Source organism: Terrimonas pollutisoli, from assembly GCF_029360765.1.
Lineage (GTDB): Bacteria > Bacteroidota > Bacteroidia > Chitinophagales > Chitinophagaceae > Terrimonas_B > Terrimonas_B pollutisoli.
The window spans coordinates 88,312-111,661 of record NZ_JARKNA010000003.1 but is presented as its reverse complement, the minus strand read 5'-3'; the positions used below and the strand labels follow the sequence as shown (position 1 = coordinate 111,661).

At 41.4% G+C, this 23,350-nt stretch carries 24 protein-coding genes; 13 read left to right on the top strand and 11 right to left on the bottom strand.

Annotated features, from left to right (window positions below; all coding sequences use genetic code 11):
* Together P2W73_RS07005 and P2W73_RS07000 are read left to right on the top strand one after the other, a co-directional pair.
* Positions 1–363 carry a hypothetical protein gene (locus P2W73_RS07005; RefSeq protein ID WP_276501290.1) on the top strand — a complete coding sequence of 121 codons (363 nt, stop codon included), beginning with the start codon at positions 1–3 and terminating at the stop codon, positions 361–363.
* An 85-nt stretch (positions 364–448) separates the two neighbouring features.
* A complete protein-coding gene (locus tag P2W73_RS07000) occupies positions 449–883 on the top strand; it encodes a DoxX family protein (RefSeq protein WP_276501289.1) in 435 nt (144 codons plus the stop codon).
* A 3-nt stretch (positions 884–886) separates the two neighbouring features.
* On the opposite strand, the gene P2W73_RS06995 is transcribed toward P2W73_RS07000, so the two are convergent.
* Positions 887–1,366: a nucleoside deaminase gene (locus tag P2W73_RS06995; protein ID WP_276501288.1), complete on the bottom strand. Its 480-nt coding sequence runs from the start codon at positions 1,364–1,366 to the stop codon at positions 887–889.
* 173 nt (positions 1,367–1,539) lie between these two features.
* Here P2W73_RS06995 and P2W73_RS06990 point away from each other — a divergent pair, with 173 nt between their 5' ends.
* A complete protein-coding gene (locus tag P2W73_RS06990) occupies positions 1,540–2,040 on the top strand; it encodes a hypothetical protein (RefSeq protein WP_276501287.1) in 501 nt (166 codons plus the stop codon).
* A gap of 2 nt (positions 2,041–2,042) precedes the next feature.
* On the opposite strand, the gene P2W73_RS06985 is transcribed toward P2W73_RS06990, so the two are convergent.
* Positions 2,043–3,416 carry a UDP-N-acetylmuramate--L-alanine ligase gene (locus P2W73_RS06985; RefSeq protein ID WP_276501286.1) on the bottom strand — a complete coding sequence of 458 codons (1,374 nt, stop codon included), beginning with the start codon at positions 3,414–3,416 and terminating at the stop codon, positions 2,043–2,045.
* 52 nt (positions 3,417–3,468) lie between these two features.
* Positions 3,469–3,978 (bottom strand): YdeI/OmpD-associated family protein, encoded by a 510-nt coding sequence (locus tag P2W73_RS06980; RefSeq protein WP_276501285.1) that lies wholly within the window; start codon positions 3,976–3,978, stop codon positions 3,469–3,471.
* 105 nt (positions 3,979–4,083) lie between these two features.
* Between P2W73_RS06980 and P2W73_RS06975 the strand changes: the two genes are divergently transcribed.
* Positions 4,084–5,502: a sialate O-acetylesterase gene (locus P2W73_RS06975; protein ID WP_276501284.1), complete on the top strand. Its 1,419-nt coding sequence runs from the start codon at positions 4,084–4,086 to the stop codon at positions 5,500–5,502.
* Between the two features lie 6 nt (positions 5,503–5,508).
* A complete protein-coding gene (locus P2W73_RS06970) occupies positions 5,509–5,799 on the top strand; it encodes a YciI family protein (RefSeq protein ID WP_276501283.1) in 291 nt (96 codons plus the stop codon).
* Positions 5,800–5,801: 2 nt separating this feature from the next.
* On the opposite strand, the gene P2W73_RS06965 is transcribed toward P2W73_RS06970, so the two are convergent.
* Complete coding sequence (locus P2W73_RS06965; protein ID WP_276501282.1) at positions 5,802–6,320, bottom strand: DinB family protein; 519 nt, start codon at positions 6,318–6,320, stop codon at positions 5,802–5,804.
* A 221-nt stretch (positions 6,321–6,541) separates the two neighbouring features.
* Here P2W73_RS06965 and rbp point away from each other — a divergent pair, with 221 nt between their 5' ends.
* Positions 6,542–6,838 carry an RNA-binding regulator gene (rbp, locus tag P2W73_RS06960; protein ID WP_276501281.1) on the top strand — a complete coding sequence of 99 codons (297 nt, stop codon included), beginning with the start codon at positions 6,542–6,544 and terminating at the stop codon, positions 6,836–6,838.
* Between the two features lie 148 nt (positions 6,839–6,986).
* Here the strand turns inward: rbp and P2W73_RS06955 are convergent, their stop codons facing one another.
* The gene (locus P2W73_RS06955) at positions 6,987–7,556 is read right to left on the bottom strand and encodes a DsbA family protein (RefSeq protein WP_276501280.1); all 570 of its coding nucleotides are present in this window, start codon (positions 7,554–7,556) and stop codon (positions 6,987–6,989) included.
* Positions 7,557–8,291: 735 nt separating this feature from the next.
* Here P2W73_RS06955 and P2W73_RS06950 point away from each other — a divergent pair.
* On the top strand, positions 8,292–8,705 hold the full coding sequence (locus P2W73_RS06950) for a hypothetical protein (RefSeq protein WP_276501279.1): 414 nt from the start codon (positions 8,292–8,294) through the stop codon (positions 8,703–8,705).
* Between the two features lie 73 nt (positions 8,706–8,778).
* On the opposite strand, the gene P2W73_RS06945 is transcribed toward P2W73_RS06950, so the two are convergent.
* Entirely contained in the window at positions 8,779–9,039 is a 261-nt protein-coding gene (locus P2W73_RS06945; RefSeq protein WP_276501278.1) for a hypothetical protein, read from the bottom strand.
* 664 nt (positions 9,040–9,703) lie between these two features.
* On the opposite strand from P2W73_RS06945, the gene P2W73_RS06940 reads away from it, so the two are divergent.
* The 6 genes from P2W73_RS06940 to P2W73_RS06915 all read left to right on the top strand — a co-directional run bounded on the left by P2W73_RS06940 (position 9,704) and on the right by P2W73_RS06915 (position 14,983).
* Positions 9,704–10,579 carry a glycosyltransferase family protein gene (locus P2W73_RS06940; RefSeq protein ID WP_276501277.1) on the top strand — a complete coding sequence of 292 codons (876 nt, stop codon included), beginning with the start codon at positions 9,704–9,706 and terminating at the stop codon, positions 10,577–10,579.
* 73 nt (positions 10,580–10,652) lie between these two features.
* The gene (locus P2W73_RS06935; protein WP_276501634.1) at positions 10,653–11,315 is read left to right on the top strand and encodes a heme exporter protein CcmB; all 663 of its coding nucleotides are present in this window, start codon (positions 10,653–10,655) and stop codon (positions 11,313–11,315) included.
* 190 nt (positions 11,316–11,505) lie between these two features.
* Entirely contained in the window at positions 11,506–12,213 is a 708-nt protein-coding gene (gene ccsA, locus P2W73_RS06930) for a cytochrome c biogenesis protein CcsA (protein ID WP_276501276.1), read from the top strand.
* A gap of 41 nt (positions 12,214–12,254) precedes the next feature.
* The gene (locus P2W73_RS06925) at positions 12,255–12,476 is read left to right on the top strand and encodes a CcmD family protein (protein ID WP_276501275.1); all 222 of its coding nucleotides are present in this window, start codon (positions 12,255–12,257) and stop codon (positions 12,474–12,476) included.
* A 66-nt stretch (positions 12,477–12,542) separates the two neighbouring features.
* Positions 12,543–13,958, top strand: a complete 1,416-nt coding sequence (locus P2W73_RS06920) for a Glu/Leu/Phe/Val family dehydrogenase (RefSeq protein WP_276501274.1) — start codon at positions 12,543–12,545, stop codon at positions 13,956–13,958.
* A 215-nt stretch (positions 13,959–14,173) separates the two neighbouring features.
* The gene (locus P2W73_RS06915) at positions 14,174–14,983 is read left to right on the top strand and encodes an META domain-containing protein (protein WP_276501273.1); all 810 of its coding nucleotides are present in this window, start codon (positions 14,174–14,176) and stop codon (positions 14,981–14,983) included.
* 84 nt (positions 14,984–15,067) lie between these two features.
* Here the strand turns inward: P2W73_RS06915 and P2W73_RS06910 are convergent, their stop codons facing one another.
* The 5 genes from P2W73_RS06910 to P2W73_RS06890 all read right to left on the bottom strand — a co-directional run bounded on the left by P2W73_RS06910 (position 15,068) and on the right by P2W73_RS06890 (position 23,160).
* Complete coding sequence (locus tag P2W73_RS06910; protein ID WP_276501272.1) at positions 15,068–20,233, bottom strand: PKD domain-containing protein; 5,166 nt, start codon at positions 20,231–20,233, stop codon at positions 15,068–15,070.
* Between the two features lie 161 nt (positions 20,234–20,394).
* Entirely contained in the window at positions 20,395–20,820 is a 426-nt protein-coding gene (gene aroQ / locus P2W73_RS06905) for a type II 3-dehydroquinate dehydratase (protein ID WP_276501271.1), read from the bottom strand.
* Between the two features lie 39 nt (positions 20,821–20,859).
* Positions 20,860–21,423 (bottom strand): GNAT family N-acetyltransferase, encoded by a 564-nt coding sequence (locus P2W73_RS06900; protein ID WP_276501270.1) that lies wholly within the window; start codon positions 21,421–21,423, stop codon positions 20,860–20,862.
* Between the two features lie 4 nt (positions 21,424–21,427).
* The gene (gene carA, locus P2W73_RS06895) at positions 21,428–22,534 is read right to left on the bottom strand and encodes a glutamine-hydrolyzing carbamoyl-phosphate synthase small subunit (RefSeq protein ID WP_276501269.1); all 1,107 of its coding nucleotides are present in this window, start codon (positions 22,532–22,534) and stop codon (positions 21,428–21,430) included.
* A 197-nt stretch (positions 22,535–22,731) separates the two neighbouring features.
* The gene (locus tag P2W73_RS06890) at positions 22,732–23,160 is read right to left on the bottom strand and encodes a PepSY-like domain-containing protein (protein ID WP_276501268.1); all 429 of its coding nucleotides are present in this window, start codon (positions 23,158–23,160) and stop codon (positions 22,732–22,734) included.
* Between the last annotated feature and the right edge of the window lie 190 nt (positions 23,161–23,350).

Genomic DNA, 23,350 nt, shown 5'->3' with positions numbered 1-23,350 from the left:
ATGCAGGAAAACCTGAAAGACATATTATCCCATTTGACTACAGACATTGATCAGGAGACTTTATTGCTTTACCTGCAAGACAAGCTGCCAGTCGAAAAAAAGCATGAAGTAGAAAAAACATTGGCCTCAAATGAGTTTGCCAATGACGCTTTGGAGGGTCTTCAGCAATTTGGCGACAAGAAGCAGATTGCTCATTTGGTTGAAACCCTTAACAGGGATCTCAAGAAGAAGATAGAAATGAAAAGCCTTCGCCGCGAGAAATTGAAGTTAAAAGACCAGTCATGGCTGTATGTCGCCATTTTTATATTTATTATCCTGATCGTTCTCAGCTACATGATCATTCACCGGATGTTGCAGCAATAATGCATTGTTTTATTTTTTGCTCTCTTTAAAAAATCGTAACTTTTACAGTCAACATAACATATTTCAGTTCTTTAAACTTTTTGTTATGGGTATGCTACATCAACTTGAAGAATGGAGTACCACCCATCATCCCCGGTGGCTGGTATTTTTAAGAGTTGCCCTGGGCATTTGTCTAATCATAAAGGGCATCTCATTTATGAATGATTCTGTCGGTCTTGAATCCCTGCTGGCAGATACAAGCATGGGCTTTACGAATACCTGGTTGCCCATTTTTATCACCTGGGTTCACATGCTTGGCGGCTTTTTCATTATTGTTGGGCTTTTTACAAGGGTGGCGACACTTTTCCTGATACCTGTATTGTTAGGCGCTGTTTTCTTCGTCAACATTCCGAGAGGTATTTTTGCTCCGGGATCTGAATTCGGTTTTTCGCTGGTAGTGCTTTTATTGCTGATCTTTTTCTTTATTGAAGGCGGCGGCCCTTTGTCATTGGACGATTATTTCAAACGGAATCCGAGATAAATATCAATACAGTTTTTTGTCCTCCATTGACTTCCATTGGGCAAAGACCTCCTGCGCCAGGGGGTGAGGAAAATGAATAAACGGAATTTTCCGGTCGAACATCGGGGCATTTATTTCTTTATAGATAAAATCATCGTCGAACTGGATGGCCGCGGCATCCTTTTTTGTATTGGCGTAAATCACACGCTGCGGCCTCGCCCAATAAATGGCTCCCAAACACATCGGGCAGGGCTCACAACTGGTGTATACTTCGCACCCGGTAAGTTGGTAATTATTTAATTTTTGACAGGCATTCCGAATGGCAACTACTTCGGCATGCGCCGTCGGGTCGTTAGACGAGGTAACCATATTGCATCCTTCCCCTACTATTTCATCCCCCTTTACAATCACACAGCCAAAAGGACCGCCATGTCCATCTTGCATCCCAAGCCTGGAAAGTTCAATGGCCCTTTCCAGGAATTTTTTTTCTTTTTCTGACAGCATAGTGTTTGTTTTACAAATGTGATATTTTTTGTGCATTATCACCTGTTTATCCACAGTTTATCACCCTTATTCCGCCTAATATGAAGTTAATATTAATTTTAAGTTAACTCCCCGGAGGCTATCCAAATCTCACTATTTTCAACAAATAGTCGCACACTCAAAACGATTTTGTTATGAAATGGGAAACCTTTACATCCACTATTGGTCAAACGGTGTATACCCTTTGCAATAATGGCAAGAAATTAGTGACACTTGTTTTCAATTCATCTTCCAATGCTGCAAGAATAGAATATGCCGATGAAAAACGAGTGTTCCTTATACGGGATGAAGGGTTTCGCAAAAACAAAACGGTGCTTAGAAATGAATATGGTATTCGTATTGGTCACGCCGGTTCGGAAAACAATGAAAACTTTATAGAGCTCAATAACCAACGTTATTTCTATTCGGTAGATGACAAACAACAACCTGCGGTAACGATCTATAAAGAATCAATTGAGCATCCTCTCGTTATTTGTAAGTTAGATATCAAAGACGATTTACTGACCCGTTCAGGAGTTAAAAAACCGTTGCACCAAAAAACACTTTATAGCCTGCTATTAGGTCTTTGCTTACATCTTTTCAAACCTTTGGCTGAACAACAGTCAAGACCGACCTACAGTTTTGCCATAGAATAATGCTATAATTGATTCCACACAGTTTTAGCAAATTGTTCCAGCGAAGGGTCCCTTGCTCCCATCAGTAGCAGCACGCAATCACTGGTAAGGTGGGGTTGCACGGCACTGACAAAATCATTTCTATCTTCCACGAAAAAAGATTTCTTCCCTTTTGCTTTTAGATCATTGATGAGGTCATTAGCCGAAATATCTTTTACCGCTGTGCCGCCGGCATAAAATATTTCACTCATCCATATCTCATCGTCATCACGGAGCACTTTTGCGATTTCCTCCACAAAATCATTTCGCAAAAACTTCGTGGGACCATATCCATGTGGCTGAAACCAGGCAATTACTTTAGGAGCGATGGGTTGACAAGCCTGGATGGCAGCGGCGCATTTAACCGGGTTGTGAGCAAAATCATCTATCACCCATACTCCTTTTTTATTTCCCAAAACCTGGTGACGCCGGTATATTCCTTCGTAATTTTTTAACGCGGCAGCACATGTTTGAAGAGGAATACCCAACTGTGCTGCTACCGTTGTTGCAGCTAATGCATTTTCCATGTTATGCTTGCCAACCAGGTTTAGCGTAAAGTCAATACCATTAACCTGAAATGAAACAGCGAGGCCATCCTGGTGAAAATTGCTGGCAGTAAACCCGGCTTTATTTTCATCGAGTGAAAAATCCTGGACGATTTGCTGCGACAATTGGCGGGCCTGTGGGTGTGATTGATTAATAATAAATTTTTTGCTGTTAGACTTAAACACGGAGAACACATCCATCAACACGTCCATTTCCTTATGATCCTTTTCTACGTTTAGCAACAAGCCAATCTCAGGTTTGTATTGAACTATTGAACCATCACTTTCATCCGCTTCGATTACCAGCCATTCGCCTTTGCCAACTTTTGCATTACCAATCTTTCCCTGGCGAATGATGCTTACGAGCCCGGCGCCACTTATTATGCTTGGTTGAAGACCGGCAAACTCCAATATATCAAAAAGCATGGCGCTGGTCGTGCTTTTTCCACTGGTTCCGCCCACTGCTATTGTTTTTTTGCTCGCTGCGATCAGGGCCAATAACTCGGAACGCTTGATAATAGGAATATTCAGTGCTTTCGCCTTTTTCACCTCTTCTACGGTGTCTTCCACTGCTGTCGATACGACAATAAGATCGGTATGCCCGGTAATCCCTTCACCATTTTGAGGGAAACAGGCTATTCCTTCGGCCTCCAGTTTTTCTTTTGTTTCATTTGGCTCACCCTTTTTAAAAAATCTGTCACTGCCTGAAACGTCTTTACCTATTCCTTTTAAATATTGTGCAATTGCACTCATACCTGCGCCGGCAATACCAATAAAAAAAGGCTTTTGAAAATCATGAATGGATGAAATCATATTGCAAATTAAGAGGAATATTTTTTGAGGCCAATTGATGCCAGCGCCAGAATTACATGTTTTTCTTTTGCATCGATCTCATCATTTCAGAAAAATTCATGCCGGTTGCAAGGGAGGAGACCGCTGCCGCTATTCGTTTTGTTTTAGTAGGCTCTGTTTTAGCACTCTCTATCCATTTGCTGTAATAGTTTTGAAAAGAACGGGGCATTGCCTCAAAATTTTTCAGCGCCCTTGGTTCATCATTGAGGCACTCCAGGAATTCCGCATTGAGCTCGTAGGCTTTTTTATCTTCCTGCAACGCTACTTTCAACATAGCGCCCTGCTTTTTCCCAATTCCTTTTCGCATCGTAGCATTAATGGCCATTATAAAAGAACCGCCCCCCATTGGCAATAGTGATACTCCAGCAATTTTAAATTGATCCAGTTTGCCCTTCACCCGGAAAGATTTTTTATTGCCCGGCTTTAACTGCTGGGCGATATCTGCCGGAATTTCGATATAAGTCCAGCCGCTTTTCTCGCCTTGCTTTTCAAATTTGTGTATTGTGGCCGTAAATTGAACCATACTAACACTAAATTAAATCTATAATTAATTTGATGAATAAGTGAGCTGATTTTCTTGTTTATTGTAATGCATGTTTTAATTATCTTCCCTCCCCAATATAAAAAAATGAAAAAGTTATTTCTGTTTCTTTCTGTTCCGGCCATCTTGTTATTGACAAATCATGCGATTGCTGCAATTCGTTTACCATCGGTTATTGCGAGTAACATGGTATTACAACAACAGTCTAAAGTCAACCTTTGGGGTTGGGCCGATCCCGGTGAAAAAATATTCATTACTACATCCTGGGATAATAAAACTGACTCCGTCACCACTACCCGTGATGCTAACTGGAAAATTAAAATTGCTACACCAAAAGCAGGCGGCCCCTATACGATTACACTTAAAGGCGGGTCCACGATAGTACTGGAGAATATCATGATAGGAGAAGTATGGGTTTGTTCCGGCCAGTCAAATATGGAATGGAGCAGCTATCAAAATCTGAAACAGATAATCGATGAATTACCCAATAGTAATAATAGTAATATCCGCCTGTTTCATGTTCCTAAGACTACGTCTGCGACCGTGCAGGAAAATACTGCCGGGCAATGGAAGACATGTTCGCCTGAAACATTAAAGGGATTTAGTGCTGTTGGCTATTTTTTTGGCAAAAAGCTACAGCAAGATTTGAATGTACCCATTGGTTTGATCAATGCAAGCTGGGGCGGCACACCGGCGGAAGTGTGGACACCGGCAAACGAAGTGAACGATGATCCTGAATTGAAAGAAGCCGCGGACAAACAAAACATGACCCCATGGTGGCCGGTATTACCCGGTTACACCTTTAATGCGATGATCGCACCGCTCACTAATTTTTCCATTGCCGGTTCTATCTGGTACCAGGGTGAAAGCAATACCGGAACTTCAGCAACCTATCAAAAACTATTCAGCAAAATGATCGGCAACTGGCGAAAGGCCTGGGAAAAAGAATTTCCATTTTACTATGTTCAAATTGCGCCCTACACGTACGGCAACAAAAATATCGCGGCATTACTCCGGGAACAACAGACAAAAACTTTATCGGTTCCCGGTACGGGCATGGTAATAATTACAGACCTGGTCGACAACCTAAAGGACATTCATCCGCAAAACAAAAAGGATGTTGCCGACCGGCTGGCAAATTGGGCGTTGGCCGAAACCTATGGATTAAATGTTCCTGCTTATAAAAGCCCGATATACAAAAGCATGGAAATAAATGACAACAAAGTTTCGCTCTATTTTGATAATGCTCCTAATGGGTTTATGGTGAAAGGAAAAGAAAAAGCAAGTGAGTTTTATATTGCGGGAGATGATAAAAATTTTCTGCCCGCTGAAGTAAAGCTGGAAAAAGATAAAATTATCGTATACAATAAAACCATAAAAAAACCAGTGGCCGTGCGGTTTGCATTCAGCAACACGGCAATGTCAAACCTTTTCAGCAAGGAAGGCCTTCCGGTTTGCCCTTTTCGGACAGATGACTGGGAAGTGGATACGACAAAAGAAAACTAAACTTTTATGCAACAATACCTCGTTTACGCCTGGGACGGTACCGACGATCAGGCTTTGGAAAGAAGAATGACTGCCAGGCCCGCTCATTTTGAGGGAGCCCGCAAATTAAAAGAGAATGGAAATTTTATTTTCGCCGGTGCATTGCTGAATGATCAGCAAAAAATGATTGGTTCGACGATGGTGGTGCAGTTTGAAACTCCTGAAGAGTTGAAGGGTTGGATGAATACAGAGCCGTACATCGTAAATAATGTGTGGAAAAAAATCGAAGTTCATCCCTTTAAAGTAGCTGATGTCTAGCATTAACCTCCGGGTTGTCTAACGATCCTGGCCGTTACCAGCAACTGACCGGTATGCCTTTGTATATGTTCAGCAGCGTGAAAAAGCAGGCCTAATACATTGGATGGGATCTGTTTTCTTCCGATATATCTTACTTCCAAAAGGCTGTCTTCCTTTGTGTCTTTTAATTGTTGGACAGCTTTTTCTACCTGCCGGCTGAAATGAACCAGTAAATCGGTGAGATGAATGGTGGAGTTTTCTTTTCCCTCACCACGTAAAACATTCAGTTGTTTTGGCGTAAGTTGTTCACCCCTTGCATAAGTAAATAAACGATCCAGAACACCAGACAGGTGTTGCAGGTGAAAGGCTGGCGATGCAACTCCTGCGGGACGCTGCCATAATAAAGCCCCCGGAAAGTCATTCATGGCGAGCTGAACCTCGTGATGCGCCTGAAGAATGGCGTGAGCGACTGGCTGCAGCAAAGGGATAATACCTTCTACTGGTCCTTTCTGCCAAAATTCCATTTGTTGATCTTGCAACATCTTAAAGGCAAGTTAATATAGAAATGATTTACATCATTAAGCCGGGCGATCTCCAAATAATAGTTTTTTTGTCGAATGAAAAGAGTACCTTCGCACCGTCAATTTGAGTAACACAGTTTTTTGTAAGTGAACGATTTTTTCTGCTACGCATTCTCTGCTAATAGTTAGTCTTCTTTACCCCTGCGTTTTTCTCAAGTATTTTTTATTATTTAATTTTTAAGATGAACATTTACGTTTCAAATTTAAGCTTCGCAGTTCAAGACGAAGATTTAAGAGAGTTTTTTGCAGAATACGGTGAAGTATCCTCTGCTAAAGTAATCGTTGACAAATTCACCAACCGCAGCAAAGGCTTTGGTTTCGTGGAAATGCCAGATGACGCCGCTGCTCAAAAAGCAATTGCTGAATTAGATGGTGGCATGGTTGAAGGTCGTGCTATCAAAGTAATGGTGGCTAAACCAAGAGAAGAAAGAAGCAACAACAATAAAAGGCCTTCTTACTCTTCTAACAGTCGCTGGTAATTGATCCTGAATTCAATTATTATTGAAAGATAAAAAGGGGAACAAATTGTTCCCCTTTTATTTTATTAGAATGATGTCCCACACAGACCGAAAAAAAAATGCCGCTTCCATCAACATGAGAACCGGCATTTAATTATATGGTTCTTCTTTATACTTTTTGCTTAGCCAAAGGCTTCTTTTTTGTTTTCTTCAAAGCAGACTCGATAGCCGCACTAAGATTTGCAAAAGTAGGCTTACCGGAAAACGGCTCGTCATTGATGAAAAATGCAGGAAGTTCTTTTACTCCCCTATCAATTCCTTCTTTCAGGTCATCCTGTACCTGCCAGCCAAATGTTCCATTAACCAATTCGTCCAGGAATTTCTTATTATTAACACCAGCTTCTTTTGAATGCAGTTTAAGACTGGTTGTTCCAAGATTGCGCCTGTTGCTGAAAAGCACATTATGCATTTCCCAGAATTTACCCTCCTGGCCGGCAGCCACGGCGGCTTCACTGGCTTTCATGCTACGCTGGTGAATCAATGTCAAGGGGAAATGGCGAAAGTTAAATTTGATCTTTCCTTCATATTCTTCAAGCAACTGCTTCACTACTTCGTTTGCTTTTGCACAATCCTCATTCTCGTACTCTCCAAATTCCATTAAAGTTACCGGGGCGTCTTTTTTTCCGACAAAAATGTCTTTAGGTTCAATAATTTCTTCGACCTCTTTTTTGAATGCCATTGTTTAACTCCTTTTTTATTAGCGCCAAAGCACCTGTAGCTTTGGCATTTATCATCTATATAACAACCTTCAGGCTATTTGGTTGGGTGTTTATCCACATTTCAAAGCACTAAAAAGTGTCTGAAAGCGGTTGAAGATAGTGTTTTTTTGCACCCGCCATATAAGCAAAAAAGCTAATTTTCTTTTCATCTGTTTTATTTATTGAGAATCACATATTTGAAGAAGATAAAAAATGAAGACTTAATTAAAATTTACGTTATTCTGACAAACCTTGTTATCAAAAAATATCTCACCAAACCGCTACGGGTGTTAATAACCTAAACCTGTCTAAACGACCCAATAATTAGCAAGCCTTAGGAAAAGAGGATTTCCACGTTACATCATACCGTAATCCTACCCAGCCGATGCAGAAATCTGCATTTTTGCGCATTTTTTTGCCTCAAATTTGCGGTTGGCCATCAGGTGGTTTGAATCAGGAAAAGCAGTACAGTCAAGGGTTTCACAATTTTAAAGTGCAGTTTGACACTCCCAAAATCCGTTTTTTATGTTTTGCATACACGATTTTGCGTTTCTATATTTGTATCGTCAAAGGAGAAAAAGCCATTCGGCGAAAATCTTTTAAAGCATTCAGTGAACTGAAATAACGCTTGCACTACTAATCCTTTGCTTCCATAAGATCCCCGATTGTACGTCATCAGACTAGTTATACATTTTTTAACTTAAACTATTACACTCATGAAAAACACATTCATCAACCCAAGAAACCTTGCAATCGCTATTGCAACCGTATTATCTTTTGGTTTTACTTCTCCTGCAAAAGCAAATGATGAGAAGAAAAATGAGAAGAAAACTATTCCTGTTGAACTGAAGTATCTCGGCAATATAGAAAACAAACCAGTGTTTCAGCTGACACTTAGCAGTGCCGATGAAAACGAGTTTACTATTGTTGTTCGCGATGAATACAATACTGTTCTGTACAGGGACAATTTAAGTGGCAACACCTCTAAAAAATTCTTGTTAAATACAGAAGAATTGACCGGTGTTGGTGTTCAATTCGAAATTACTGGTAAGAAAAGTTTCAAAACAGTAACCTACGAAGTGAACAAATCTTCACGCCTGGTAGAAGATGTTGTTGTAAACAAATTGTAGTCACGAATTACCTCCTAAGACAAAGCCAATACTGGATTTCCGGTATTGGCTTTTATTTTTAGAAGATTTTGAATTAATTGTTTTCCCGCACTCTTTTGTTTACCATTTTAGCTTGTTCCAGCCCTGTCGGAGTAATGCGGATTACCAGCGTATCCTGCTGTTGCATCCTGATCATTTCTTCCTGCTCTAATAACTGGAGGCACTGGTAAATAACTGACCACTCCTGCAGTTGGCGTAGAATTAATTCCCGCGGCCGGCACCCATAATGTTCGGGTTGCGGATCGTTTTTGACAATATCATAAATGGTAAGGAGAAGTTTATAATGGTCTTGCATCAACTAAAAATATCGGAAAAAAACTTTTCTTCTGAAAGAATTTATCAACACGCATTATGAATAACTTTTATTGGTCACGAAGCAGCGTTTTAGCCGTGAAGGCTTATAAGAATCGAAGAATGGGCCGTTCATCAGCTACAAGGACGTTCCCGGAAATCGGGCAAAAAGAAGTAATCGCAGCCCGCTTATAAATCGCCTGACATCAAACCCTCCATCAGATCTTCCGGACCCGGAGACAACACGGGTCTTATTTTATCAAATTGATCGCCGGGTTGGCGACTACCGTCACCTCGAATAAACGGATAAATGAAAAAGTTTCCCTAACGAGGAAACCGATAAAAAAGATCAATAGCAAGACTATTATCATGCGGGTAATAAAGGGAAAGTTGACTCGAAATGTTGATGTAGACAGGTAATTCATAGAGCATAATTTTGGATTAATGTTAGAATCAGCTGTATGCTTTTCCTTATCAAATATGGTTGAAAAAAATATGCCAGCCATCAACACCCGGCCTGTTTCTGCCCGGAAAATGATGTTTGATAGGGCATTTACCTGCTATTTTGATCGGGAGTTGGAAAAAACTACGAAAGGTTGAATGGGGCTAGTATCATTCCCGGTTACAGCACAAATTCTCCTAATTTTACAAACCTAAAATTTACAGGCATGAAAGTATGCGGGTTCTCGTTTGTCCGCAATGGAGTACAATTCGACTACCCATTTGAAGAAGCTATCAGATCCATTCTCCCTATATGTGATGAGTTTATCATCGCGGTTGGAAAATCAGAAGATGGTACCCTTGAACGAGTTCGAGCCATTGATCCAAAAATAAAAGTGCTGGAGACCACGTGGAACGAGTCATTGAGAAAGGGAGGTGAAGTGTTCGCGGCAGAAACAAATAAAGCTTTCCAGGCTATCTCCACTGATTATGACTGGGCCTTTTACATACAAGGTGATGAAGTAGTGCATGAACAATATCTGCCGGTAATCAAAAAAGCTATGCAGGATAATCTGGCAGACCAGGAGGTGGAAGGCTTACTGTTTAACTACCTGCATTTCTTCGGCTCCTACGACTTTATTGGCGCAAAATATTCCTGGTACCGAAGGGAAATCCGCATCGTAAGAAACCGTAAAGACATTTTTTCGTTCCGCGACGCACAAGGATTTAGAATTGGCGAAAACCGGAAGCTGAAAGTAAAGCTCATTGATGCGTATATCTATCATTATGGTTGGGTCCGGGACCCTAAGGCATTGCAAAAAAAGATAGAATCAAATATTCGCCTGTACCAAGACGGCATTGAGATAAAAAAAGACAGCGGAACTACTTCCGTTTATCAATACGATAAGGCGACCGAACCTGTTATAAAATTTGAAGGCACTCACCCGGCGTTAATGAAAGACAGGATACTCCGAAAGAACTGGCCATTCAATCCGGATCCAGAACTTAAATATGCATCCGCAAAAGATAAACTGAAACGAATCATTGTCAAATGGACGGGTTGGTATCCCGGGGAGTATAAAAATTATACGCTGATTAAGTAGGCTATTTTTGGCTAAAGCTGAGAATATTCAAACCTGGTCGTTGCTGCTTTCTATTCATTAATTTCGCAAAAAAATTATCATCGCTTCTTTCCAGCGTATATATACATTACTTAAGAAGGACCTGCTGCTTGAAGTAAGGCAGCAATACAGCTTTTACGGAATTCTTTTATATATAGGTGCGACCATCTTTGTTTTATTCATGGCGATTGATGATCCCGAAACCAGGGTATGGAACGGCTTATTTTGGGTTATCCAATTGTTTATATGCATCAATGCGGTGGCTAAAAGTTTTTTGCAGGAAAGTAAGGGGAGGATGCTTTACTTCTACTCCATTGCTTCGCCGGCCAATTTTGTGTTATCAAAATTGCTATTTAACTCCTTACTGATGCTGGTGATGTGCCTGCTCAGTTTACTTTTGTTTAGCTTATTTCTGGGAAACCCAATGGTAAAAGCCGGCGCCTTTATAGGTCTTGTTTTGCTCGGCGGCTGGAGTCTGAGCCTGATCTTTACTTTCCTGGCGGCAATTGCTGCAAGAGCCCAGCAAAATGCTGCTATCATGGCTGTTTTGGGTTTTCCGCTGATTATTCCACAGCTAATACTGCTGATGCAATTATCGAATGCAGCCTTTAATCCTATCTTAACCATCAAAGTCAGCACGATTTTGTTGCTCGTGGCACTCGACCTGATGGTCATCTTGCTTGCCGTTATCTTATTTCCCTTTTTATGGAAAGATTGAGGCGCTGATAATTGTAAATCATTTCACCTTCTTTATTGAAAAATATTTATGTTATAAGTGCTTTTACTATAAAATGTTAACTCAGTCCTGTATTATTAATAGTTTACGAAAAATTAGGCAGGATTAGACGCACCGCCTTAATTTTGCTGCGCTTTAGCTACACTTCTTAAAGCTGAAACAAGCCATAGCCATGGAAAAAAATTATATGTATAAATCCTGGTGGAAAATTCTCAGTGTCGTTTTGCTGGTATACACATTTATTGGTGGTTTGTTGTTTAAAGTCCCTCTCCTGCCGGCGTTGGAAGAAACTATCCGCAATCTTTATTTCCATGTTTGCATGTGGTTTGCGATGATGATCCTGTTTACCATCTCAGTGATCCAGTCTATTCGCTATTTACGTACACTAAATCACAAGTATGATATCTATGCAAGGCAATTTGCCGTGGTTGGGATTGTTTTTGGATTATTAGGATATGCTACCGGGGCTATCTGGATGAGTTATACCTGGGCCGACCCAAATAATCCTGCCTTTGAATCGTTCGGCGCCTTAGCAAGGGAACCCAAGCTGATTGGCGCAGCGATAGCCTTGTTAATTTATGCGGCTTATCTTGTACTTCGTGATTCAATCACCGATATGGATAAAAGAGCAAGAATAAGTGCAGTGTATAACATTTTTGCTTACGCTATGCTTTTCCCATCAATCTGGATTGTGCCCCGCATCCTGCCCAGTTTGCATCCGGGACAGGAAGGTAATCCTGCTATGAACTATAAAGATATTGATGCAGGCATGCGCATAGTTTTTTATCCCGCAGTTATTGGCTGGACTTTGTTAGGTGTATGGATCACCACTATCAAGATACGGTTGAGTTTAATAAAAGAAAAAAAGATGATGAGTTAACCGCTCATCATTTTGCTTAATACAGAAATAAAAATTTACAAATGCGAAAAACCAAAAACCTATTTTTTCTTTTAGCGGCAATGCTGTTAACAACCATTGTCAAAGCACAGGATGTGGAAGGTAAAACAGCTTTTGGAGAAACAATGCGTAGCAATGGAAGAATATATGTGGTGCTGGCGGTGATGCTGACCATATTGGCCGGTTTGATATTATACCTGGTAAGATTGGACAGAAAGGTCACCAAAATTGAAAAAGAAATCTAATCATTATCCAACTTATACAATTGCCTATTTATAACGATTGCTATTTGAAAATCAAAAATTCAATTCATGTCAGACAATTACAGTTTTTTTGGCGCTGTTGAAAAAAGCTTCGACAAGGCCGCAAAATTTACCAAATGGACTCCTGGTATCTTAGAACAGATCAAAGCATGTAACGCAGTGTACCAGATGAAGTTTCCGATCAAAAGAGACGACGGGACTGTCGAGGTAATGGAAGCCTACCGTGTTCAGCATTCCCAACATAAAACACCCTGTAAAGGTGGTATTCGTTTTGCCGCTGAGGTAAACCAGGATGAAGTAATGGCCTTAGCCGCATTAATGACCTATAAATGCGCTATCGTAAACGTTCCGTTTGGCGGTGGTAAAGGCGGTATAAAAATCAATCCCCGTAACTACTCAGCTTACGAACTCGAAAAAATTACCCGTCGTTATACTGCCGAGCTGATCAGGAAAAATTTTATCGGACCCGGTACAGATGTACCAGCCCCTGACTATGGAACGGGTGAAAGAGAAATGGCCTGGATACAGGATACGTATTTAGCTATGCACCCCGGAGAAATTGATGGCGCAGGATGTGTAACTGGTAAGCCGGTGTCACAGGGTGGTGTTCGTGGTCGTCGTGAAGCGACAGGCTTAGGCGTATTCTTCGGTCTTCGTGAAGTATGTAATATGGAAGATATCATGAAGAAGCAAGGCCTGACCGTTGGAGTTGAAGGCAAAAGAGTGGCTGTACAAGGTTTGGGGAATGTGGGATACCATTCGGCAAAATTCTTCCAGGATGCGGGTGCGATTATTGTCGGGTTGTCCGAACATGATGGAGCTATCTATAATGAAAATGGCCTCGACGTTGATGATGTTTTCAACTTCCGCAAAAACACCGGCTCGATTATCAAATATGAAAAAGGAAGCCATTTTGCCCGCAAAGAGGATATGCTGGAAATGGATTGCGATATCTTAATTCCCGCGGCGCTTGAAAATGTGATCGATAAAGAGAATGCTCCAAGAATCAAGGCAAAGATCATAGGTGAAGCTGCCAACGGACCTTTGACACCCGACGCAGATGAAATTCTTGCGGAAAAAGGAGTGCTGGTTGTTCCTGATATGTACCTGAATGCGGGTGGTGTTACCGTTTCTTACTTTGAGTGGATTAAAAACCTGAGCCACGTCCGTTACGGCCGCATGGAAAAACGTTTCAATGAAAATATGAATGCTCATATTGTCGGACAGATCGAGGCCCTTTCCGGCAAAAAAATGAACGAGAGAGAAAAGGAATACATCGTGCATGGCGCTGATGAGGTGGACCTGGTGTATAGTGGCCTGGAAGAAACAATGATCACTGCTACCCACGAAGTGATGAACGAGTGGAAAAACTACCCGGAAATTCCTGATATGCGTACAGCGGCTTATGTAGTAGCTATTAACAAAGTAGCTACCAGTTATGCTGAGTTAGGAATTTTCCCGTAATAGTTATATTTTTTATCTAAAGCCTGTTTCCCCGAGAGACAGGCTTTTTTTGTTTTCTTTTAAATCAGTTTTAAAATGACGTAATTTCCTTACAGAATCCAACAATACCAGTCATACTTCAAAGGAATTTTGTTTATCGTATTAAGCCTTCATTAACAAAATCACTTTATGTAATGGGCAGCAAAATCACATCCTATCAATCTAAAATTCAAGACATGCAAAAAATATTTTTTTCGGCAAGTGTTTTAACAATAGTAATAATGGCAGCAGGATGCGGTAGCTCTAAATCAACAGCAGGCACTTCCGGCGGAAGTGAAATGTTATATCAATACCAATGGAACCTTGAAATACTGGACGGGCAGCCAGTAAATACTTCAACTGGCAAAGGCTCCTACTTATTATTTTCACCCGGCCAGGTCAATACAGTTGCAGGCAATGCCGGATGTAACAACCTCAGGGGTAGTTTCGAACTCTCCGGCGAGAATGCCATGAAGTTTTCACCTTTAATGACAACCAAAATGGCATGCCCTGATATCAACATCGAAACCAGCTTTCTCGACGCATTGAGCAAAGTCGACAACTGGAGCATCATCGGTGATCAGCTTTTGTTAAGCAATGGGAAAATACCTTTGGCGAAACTCAGAGGGGTCAAGCCGATAGCAAAGCCAGTCTCAACTGCGCCGAATGCATCTTTAATAGGCACTTGGGAACTCAATTATATTTCAGGCAAAAAAATTGCTTTTGAAGGATTGTATCCGAAGACAAAACCTCAGTTAACTTTTACGGATAGCAAAACCGAAGTAGGTGGTCATACGAGCTGCAACTCATTCAGCAGTAAATTGACCATTGATGAAAATAAGATAATGATAGCAGAACCCACAGCCATGACCATGATGGCTTGTGAAGGAGAAGGTGAAAAATCTTTTTTGGACATGCTGAAAAAAGTAAACAAATATGCTCTCAGTGGCACAACACTTACTTTCCTGATGGATGATATTGCTGTAATGCGTTTTGAGAAAAAGTGAGAAAGAACAATCTAATCTTCTACCTGCTGCTTATTTTTTGCCAGCCCTGCGAAACCTTCGTTCCGCGGGGCTGTTTTTTTGACATCAATATACAACAGTCACCGTTCCTTTTTTAATTATAGGCGCCCGGCTGTCACACTCCATTTCTGCAAAATAAATGTAGGCGCCGGTGGGCACTAGTAGTCCTTTATTTTTTCCATCCCATCCATTTGACCGGTCATCAATACCAAAATTTCTTTTTTCAAACACCATCTCACCCCAACGATTGTAAATGATCAGCGATTTGATAATGCCAATGCCTTTACCCTTTATATAGAAGACGTCATTTTTTCCATCATTGTTAGGTGTAAAACTTGTTGGAATGAACACGAAGTTGTCGGCACATTCCAGCCTGACACCTACTGTATCGGACGCCTGGCATCCATATTGATTTTTGACAGTGACAATATAATCCATAGGTCTTCTTGGCTGAGCAATGGGAGAAGGACAGCTTGCGCAACTCAAATAATCAGCAGGGGACCACAGCCATTTCACTACATCATTACTTGCCGTTGCTCTTAGCTGATGGGTTTCTGCTGCAAGCATTTGGAAGTCGGGCTCAGCAGTAACTGCCGGCAACGGTCGCACCGCTACATTAACAGACAGGGTGTCTTTAAAACAATTATATGCATCGGAGCCAACAACCGTATAGACAGTATTAACAACAGGACTGGCAACAGGATTCGGGATCTGTGTATTATTTAATCCGGTGACTGAATTGATCCATTGGTAAGAGTTGGCCCCCCGTACATTTAGCTGCACATTGGATCCGCTACAAACAAATGTATCGGTGGCCATTACCATGTTGAAAGGTTGCACAACAGTCAATAAAATTGAGTCCCGCTTTGTACAACCAAAACCATTGGTTACATCAACCACATATTTTGTGGTTTGAATTGGACTGGCCAATGGAGAGCCGATGGTGGCACTGGTTAACCCGGTGGCTGATTGCCATAAAAATGTATCACCACCGGTTGCACTTAGTTGAATTGTTTCCCCACGGCACAACTGATTTTTAACTGCCGACACATTTGTAACAGGATTAGGATGAACAACCAATTGATGAGTAGTCGTATCATAACAGCCATTATATTTCACCACCAACTGTACGTTGTAAACAGCTGCCTGATCAAAAGTTTGCGCAGCGGGATTTTGTGCGTTGCTGGTATTTCCATTATTAAAATTCCATGCCCAATCAACAGGGCTCATGCTTGCATTGCCTTTGAACAGTACACTGCCCCCTGCACATAATTCACCAATGCCTGTAATACCTGCTTTTGCTTTTTTATAAACTGTTACTTTTTCAGATACTTCCTTTACACAACCAAACGGTGAAGTCACTTTAAATTTCACCGTATAGGTTCCCGGTTTATTAAAATTGAATATGGCATTTTTTATATTGGATGTATCCTCTGCGTTGCCGGTACCAAAATCCCAATGATAAATAAGCGGCACGCCGGCCTGGTCAGCCGCCACACTTCTTACATCAGGAGTAAAAAATATTTTAGTTGAATCACAAATCTGCGCAGGTATTCCTTTTATAGCGATAAACAGACTATCAATAATAATTTTTTCCGGCAATGTTGATGTAGCTGTACAACCACCGGCATCTTTCACGATCAGTTTTGGCTGGTATACTCCCGGCGTCAGGTATTTATGAACCGATGATGCAGTGGCATTATTATTTATCGTACCATCACCAAAGTCCCAAGTATATTTCGTGGTGTTTTTAACATCAGCTGAAAGCGTTACCTGCTGTGATGTACAACCTTTCAGTATATCCGCACTTATTTTCGCAGATGGTTCACTGATGGTGACAGAATCCTTGTAGGTTCCCGTGAGGCCATTATACCCGTAGGTGTATAAAGTAATCCGGTAAGTTCCCGGCTTGTCATACACATGCGAAGGATAATATTGATCGCTGGAAGTGGTTCCATCACCAAAGTCCCATTTAAGACTTGTAAAACCGACAGAAAGATTATTGATGCGAACAACAACAGGCGGACAGCTATTATTGGTAAGATAATTAGTGGTAAAACTAAATGCGGTATTAAAGTCTTTGACCGTTATCACCTGTATGGCTGTATCAGCACAGGATATACTTGGGTCATTAGCGATTAGTTTAACTGTATTGGTGCCGGCTTTTGTATACGTATGTTCTCCCCAGTATTCGTTAGAATTGGCCCCGTCTCCATATAGCCATTTATAATTAACTGAATTGCTGTACCAGGAAATGGTATTGTTATAAAAAGTCACATTGGTATTCAATGGCACGTTGGGAACATATAAACCCGATGCAGTAAAGGCGGCTTTTGGCCCTTTGGCATTAACCGTGTAGCTAAATGCAGATTGACAACCACTCGCATCCGTAACAGTCAGCCTTACTGTATAGTTGCCGGGTGTCTTGTACAAATGCGTCACCTTAGCCGATGAAGTGTATGTAGCATATTCTCCATCTCCAAAATCCCATTGCCATGTTTTTAACGGCGTATTGGTAGAAGTCTTAGAAGTGTCTTCAAATACAAATGAAGATTTATAACAAATATCATTGGCGGCAATTTTGAACCCTGCGATGGGACCATTTACTTTCAAACTGATGTAACTAGTAGTGTCCGTGCATCCGGTATTAGCGGCGGTTATAATGGCTCTCATGCTGGTAGTACCTGCCTTGAAATTCTGAAGTGTGCCATTAAAAGTGGTGTACTTAAAATAATCATAGATATAGCCATTGTAGATAGCCCCGGTGTTGTGCTCAAACTTTGACACATAATACTGCCCATACTCCCAATTGCCTGTATGGGGATTCGTCTCCACGCCGGTGATCTTCACCGTCAAATTATCATTACTGCATATCTCTGTTTTATTGCCGGTCAAAACTGGATTTTGTTTGAGCAAAATGGTTACCTGTTGCGTGCTGGTCAAGGTACAATTGCCTGATACTCCTGTCAGGGTCACCTGGTAAGTACCAGTTTTAGTATACGTATGTTTTACAAGATGTACACTTGTATCATAAGGAATTGTGGTGCCATCGCCAAAGTTCCAGGTGCCGCTACTAATACGCAAAGAACGCTGATCAAAACTGACGGTGCCCCGGGTGCCCTCGCAGGTATTTTCAACTTTGGTAATTGTTACGAAAGAAGGCAACACATTGGCATAAACCTGTTTTACAATTGTATCGGAGCAATGGCCGATATGGCTAATAAATTGAACATTGTATTTACCGGTATCCCTGTAAGTGTGATAAGGCGTCTGGTAAAAAGCAAACCCATTATCGCCAAAATTCCATTCCCACCTATCTGCGAAATTAGACTTGTCAGAAAATTGCAGGTCTAAAGAATTGCCACAGGGAATAGAATAGATAAAATCTGCCTTCGCTTTTCCATACACTCTTACAGAATAAGTTGTTGTACCCTGGCAACCACTTTCCGTAGTATAATTTAATGTGATAGTATACGCCCCTTCTTTGTGGTAAGTATGTTCAGGTGTTGCGTCAGCAGAGGTAGTACCATCGCCAAAACTCCAATTATAAGTTTTAATAACCTGGTTGCCATTAGCACCTAATTTTACTTTCAGTGAATCACAATCATAGTTCCACCGGAAACTGCTGGACGAGAGTAGTGAGATATTGACGCTGGGCTTAAACACATTCACCTGCCTGGAGATATTGCTGGAACAGCCTGCTGCATTGGCTACCGTAAGATAAACCCAGTAATATCCATCATAAGTGAAATTGTACGATGCATTTTGTTGTGTAGAAAAATTGGTGTTGGAAAAATAATCCAACCGCCACTGCCATTTTACCGCACCCGCCGTCGTGTCTTTAAATTTTATATTCACGGGTGAACCACATACTCCCCCGTAATCCACTACAAAACCTTTCAGATCCGGCAGATCGTTTACCACTATTTGTTTTGTTACTGTTTCTTTACAAGTTCCAAAAGTGTTGGTCAATTTTATCGTATAAGTACCGGCCTCGGCATAAGCATGATTTACTTCCGTCCACCAGTTGTTGGTGGAGCCATCTCCAAACTCCCAATAACTGCTGCCGGGAGGTGTGTCGCTTTTACTTTTAAAAATTGAATTCCCCGCTTTACATAACAGGCCCGGCACTTCTATTGAGCTATTAAACTTTACCTGGTCCTCCACCTTCACTGTTTTAGTAACTGAATCCTTGCAGGTTTCGTAGGTATTGATAAGTGTAACATCATAAGTTCCCGGGTTGGCATAGATATGACTGGCACCCGAATAAGAATTGACAGAATTACCATCACCAAACTTCCACAAACTGTTATTGGGATATAAATAGCTGCTACTGGTAAACGACAGTTCACGACAGAGAGGACGGACATTAAAATCCGTATTAAAGTAAGCTGCATTAACGGAGACAGGATAACTGGTGGCAGAACAGCCATCCGTATTAGAAACAGTCAGGGTTACCGGGTACACTCCCTTTTTTGTGAATTGATGGACAGGATTTTTTTGAGTGGAGCTGGTGCCATCTCCAAAATTCCATTTATAAAGCAAGGAACCCGGCCCGGTACTGCTATTGGTTAGTTGCAAGGTTTGATCGAGTGAACATAAAAGATTTTTATCTGTGGTGAACACTGGCTCGATCCTTCCCAGTATTTCAATGGTGTTGGTCTTTGTGACGGTATTATAACAGCCGTAGCTATTGGTAACGGTGAGATTAACAGCCGGCTTTTGCTGGTAGCTATAATAATGAGTCATTGTTTGACCATAGCCTTGTTGTGTTTGGCCATCGCCGAAATCCCAGGAATAGTTGCTGATATAACCATCACCGGCTGTGACATTAGCATTAAAGCTGACAGCAGCAGGTATACAAACTTTTGGCGCAGTTGCTGTAAAGTCAACTGTCGGTTTTTTATAAACAGTAATAGTAGCTGTCTTAGACGAAGTTTGATTTCCGTCCGTGACGGTGAGCGTAACAGTGTATTCTTTTTCTTCCGTATAAATGGCACCGGGATTGGGAAGTGCTGAAGTATTACCGTTTCCAAAATCCCAGCGAAATATGGCATTGGCCGAGGCTCCAAAACTTTGATTGGAAAAAGAAACGGACAACGGCGAACAGCCGCCGGATTTATCCATTGAAAAATTCGCTGTTAGTTGCGCCTGGCTAAATGCAGGGAAAGCAGCAAGCAAAAAAAAGACAGGGGCGGTTCGTCCTTTGAAAAAAGCAATTAGGTGGCTCATATTATAAACTTCCGCAGAATGTGGTCATGAAACGGTGGAGCAATATAATCAGGGAAAACAGTTTTTACAAGCCTGCTATAGCATTAAGCGACCTTAGGTGTATTTTCACCCGGTCGCGGTGAAAACAAGATGATGGTTTTCCCCTACGAGGAGAAGATGACTTATTGATTTTGGGAAATCAAATATTCCACCGCCAGCACATAGCCTTTCATTCCGAGGCCAATTATGCTGCCTGCTGACTTCCCTGATACATGGGAAAGCTTTCTGAAATCTTCCCGTGCATGCACATTTGAAATATGCACTTCTATAACCGGAGTTTTAATTGCCGCAATCGCATCACCGATTGCAACGGACGTATGGGTATAGCCACCGGGATTAAGCACAATACCATCGAAGTCAAAACCCACTCGTTGCAGTTCATTGATCAACTCGCCTTCAACATTACTTTGATAATAATTAAAGGAAACTTGCGGGTACGATGCTTTTAACTCTTCAAAAAAATCGTCGAAAGACTGGTTGCCATATATACCGGGTTCTCTTTTACCGAGCAGGTTAAGATTGGGGCCATTGATGATCGCTATCTTCATTAAACAATGCTGATTTATAAATAACGAATTTAACGGATACTATTTACTTTCATTGGCCAGTAAGCTGTATAAAAGCAAATTGACCCTTTTCCCATTTTTGATTTCCGCTTCTCTTAGCTTTCCTTCATACTTAAAACCCAGCCTTTCTGCAAGCCGCCAGCTTGTTTCATTACCATCTTCTATCACCGCTTCGAGGCGATGCAATTTCCAGTGAGTAAATAAATGACGGATCATTACGGGCATCACTTCGGGCATGATGCCTTTCCGCCAAAACTGTGGCAGCAACCAATAGCCGATCTCGGCTTTTTCATGTGCAGCACTATAATAGTTCATGCCACAGGCGCCAACCGGCTCGCTATTGTCACGATCAACAATTTTCCACCAGATACCCGTTTTCTCCCGCCATAGCCCATCATAAAAATCCATTTGTGACTTTGCTTCTTCAAATGTTTTATAGGAGACCCCATAAAATGGAATCACCTCGGGATGACTCAAGCCTTTAAAAATAAAAGCCTGGTCAGTAGCAACAATCTGTTTTAGGATGAACCTATTGGTATGTAATTCCGGAAACATAAAAAAAACATCCGCCTGGGCGGATGGCAATTTATTAGTTTTTCTGTTCTTTTATCATTTGTATAAACTGGTCGAAAAGATAACGGCTGTCATGCGGACCGGGTGTAGCTTCCGGGTGATACTGCACTGAAAACGCCGGTTTGCCTTTTACCCGTATACCTTCGATCGATTGATCATTTAGATTGACATGCGTTACTTCTATATGATCAGCTTTTTTTACAGCTTCAGGATCTACGCCGAATCCATGATTTTGTGTCGTGATCTCTGATCGCCCGGTAACTAAATTTTTTACCGGATGGTTTAAACCACGATGACCATGATGCATTTTAAAAGTAGGGATATCATTAGCCAATGCCAGCAACTGATGGCCCAGGCAGATACCAAATACAGGTTTCTCTTCTTTTAGAATTTGTTTCAGGCTGCTTACTGCATAATCCATTGGAGCAGGATCACCAGGCCCGTTGGAAATAAAATAACCATGCGGATCAAATTTCTTTACTTCATCCAACGGCGTTTTGGCCGGGAACACTTTTACATGTGCTCCCCTTTCTACCATACAGTTCAGGATATTTCTTTTTACACCATAATCCATTACTGCGATGCGGATAGCAGAATCTTTATCACCCAGCTCATATGTTTCTTTGGTGCTGACATGCGAAGCCAACTCCAGTCCGTCCATATCAGGTACTGCGTCAAGCTTCTTTTTTAGTTCATTAATATCTGTAGTTTCGGAGGAGATGATACAATTCATGGCTCCCTTGGTGCGGATATGTGCGACGAGAGCTCTTGTGTCCACATCAGCTATCGACACAATGTTGTGTGTTTTCAAATAATCTTCCAGCGAACCTTGTGCAAGTTTTCTTGAATACTGGTCTTCGAGGTTACGACCGATCAGCCCTTTAATTTTTACACTGTCAGACTCCACATCAGCTTCTTTCACTCCGTAGTTACCCACATGTACAGCATTCATAATGAGAACCTGGCCATAATAGCTGGGGTCAGTAAATACTTCCTGGTAGCCGGTCATGCCGGTGTTAAAACATACTTCGCCGGTGGTAGTACCAATGGCGCCAAAAGCTTTACCATAACAAACAGTGCCGTCTTGTAACAGCAAAACAGCGGAAGGTCGGGTTGTTGACATAGTTGTAAAAGAATCTGCTCTTTAAAAACAAATTGCGCAAAAGTAGGGACTTAAATGTTTCCGGGATGAGAAAATTTTGAACATAATTTGCCCTCAATAAAAAAATCCCGCAGACTGCGGGACAACAACCTTAAATGGGTGTTTATCACCGAAATCTGCGAGATCTGTTCTTATGGCAATTGATGATTTTGGGTCGATTATCCTTTAACCCGCAAAAAATTTCCGTTTTTGTCAAACTCGAGTTGCAGGCCGGATGAAAGCTTGGTTTCCTGTGAAGCATCCTTGATTTCCCAGCCGCGGATAAAATCTGTTGGATAATGAGTGTCGACATATTCCAAAACAAGCGAAGGAATAACCGTACCTGGTATGGCTTCCGTTCCTTCTATTTTTTTGATATTTCCCTGCCGGGTAAAATCGAGTTTTGTGCCGTTGTTGAGGTAAACATGAAAATAGGTTTTCAGGTTATCCAATTCTTTTACGACCTGCAGAATTTGTTTGCCGGGATAGTGGGTAGTTACAAACCCGCTGGCGTTGGCGGGAAGATCATCTGACTGCACTACCTTCTCTTTATCGCAGGCCACCAGTAATAAAGCGGAGAGTGTCATAAGAAGAAAAGTTTTTTTCATAAAATAAAAATTGTGTTTAATGATTGTTGCTGTCAAAATGTGACAACCTGCTTTCATCAAACCCCTACTTTATTGAGATGAAAAAGAGTTAAATGCTTGTTATCAGGAAGAATGCTGATCGTTTATAATAAATATTTTTTTGTCGTCGGCTGCAGTGCTAATGGCATCGCCTGTTGTGTCACACCCTTCT

Excerpts from the sequence above, each read along its gene's own strand:
- P2W73_RS07005 (WP_276501290.1), top strand. The coding sequence starts at position 1 with ATGCAGGAAAACCTGAAAGACATATTATCCCATTTGACTACAGACATT.
- P2W73_RS07000 (WP_276501289.1), top strand. The coding sequence starts at position 449 with ATGGGTATGCTACATCAACTTGAAGAATGGAGTACCACCCATCATCCC.
- P2W73_RS06995 (WP_276501288.1), bottom strand. The coding sequence starts at position 1,366 with ATGCTGTCAGAAAAAGAAAAAAAATTCCTGGAAAGGGCCATTGAACTT.
- P2W73_RS06990 (WP_276501287.1), top strand. The coding sequence starts at position 1,540 with ATGAAATGGGAAACCTTTACATCCACTATTGGTCAAACGGTGTATACC.
- P2W73_RS06985 (WP_276501286.1), bottom strand. The coding sequence starts at position 3,416 with ATGATTTCATCCATTCATGATTTTCAAAAGCCTTTTTTTATTGGTATT.
- P2W73_RS06980 (WP_276501285.1), bottom strand. The coding sequence starts at position 3,978 with ATGGTTCAATTTACGGCCACAATACACAAATTTGAAAAGCAAGGCGAG.
- P2W73_RS06975 (WP_276501284.1), top strand. The coding sequence starts at position 4,084 with ATGAAAAAGTTATTTCTGTTTCTTTCTGTTCCGGCCATCTTGTTATTG.
- P2W73_RS06970 (WP_276501283.1), top strand. The coding sequence starts at position 5,509 with ATGCAACAATACCTCGTTTACGCCTGGGACGGTACCGACGATCAGGCT.
- P2W73_RS06965 (WP_276501282.1), bottom strand. The coding sequence starts at position 6,320 with ATGTTGCAAGATCAACAAATGGAATTTTGGCAGAAAGGACCAGTAGAA.
- rbp (WP_276501281.1), top strand. The coding sequence starts at position 6,542 with ATGAACATTTACGTTTCAAATTTAAGCTTCGCAGTTCAAGACGAAGAT.
- P2W73_RS06955 (WP_276501280.1), bottom strand. The coding sequence starts at position 7,556 with ATGGCATTCAAAAAAGAGGTCGAAGAAATTATTGAACCTAAAGACATT.
- P2W73_RS06950 (WP_276501279.1), top strand. The coding sequence starts at position 8,292 with ATGAAAAACACATTCATCAACCCAAGAAACCTTGCAATCGCTATTGCA.
- P2W73_RS06945 (WP_276501278.1), bottom strand. The coding sequence starts at position 9,039 with ATGCAAGACCATTATAAACTTCTCCTTACCATTTATGATATTGTCAAA.
- P2W73_RS06940 (WP_276501277.1), top strand. The coding sequence starts at position 9,704 with ATGAAAGTATGCGGGTTCTCGTTTGTCCGCAATGGAGTACAATTCGAC.
- ccsA (WP_276501276.1), top strand. The coding sequence starts at position 11,506 with ATGGAAAAAAATTATATGTATAAATCCTGGTGGAAAATTCTCAGTGTC.
- P2W73_RS06925 (WP_276501275.1), top strand. The coding sequence starts at position 12,255 with ATGCGAAAAACCAAAAACCTATTTTTTCTTTTAGCGGCAATGCTGTTA.
- P2W73_RS06920 (WP_276501274.1), top strand. The coding sequence starts at position 12,543 with ATGTCAGACAATTACAGTTTTTTTGGCGCTGTTGAAAAAAGCTTCGAC.
- P2W73_RS06915 (WP_276501273.1), top strand. The coding sequence starts at position 14,174 with ATGCAAAAAATATTTTTTTCGGCAAGTGTTTTAACAATAGTAATAATG.
- P2W73_RS06910 (WP_276501272.1), bottom strand. The coding sequence starts at position 20,233 with ATGAGCCACCTAATTGCTTTTTTCAAAGGACGAACCGCCCCTGTCTTT.
- aroQ (WP_276501271.1), bottom strand. The coding sequence starts at position 20,820 with ATGAAGATAGCGATCATCAATGGCCCCAATCTTAACCTGCTCGGTAAA.
- carA (WP_276501269.1), bottom strand. The coding sequence starts at position 22,534 with ATGTCAACAACCCGACCTTCCGCTGTTTTGCTGTTACAAGACGGCACT.
- P2W73_RS06890 (WP_276501268.1), bottom strand. The coding sequence starts at position 23,160 with ATGAAAAAAACTTTTCTTCTTATGACACTCTCCGCTTTATTACTGGTG.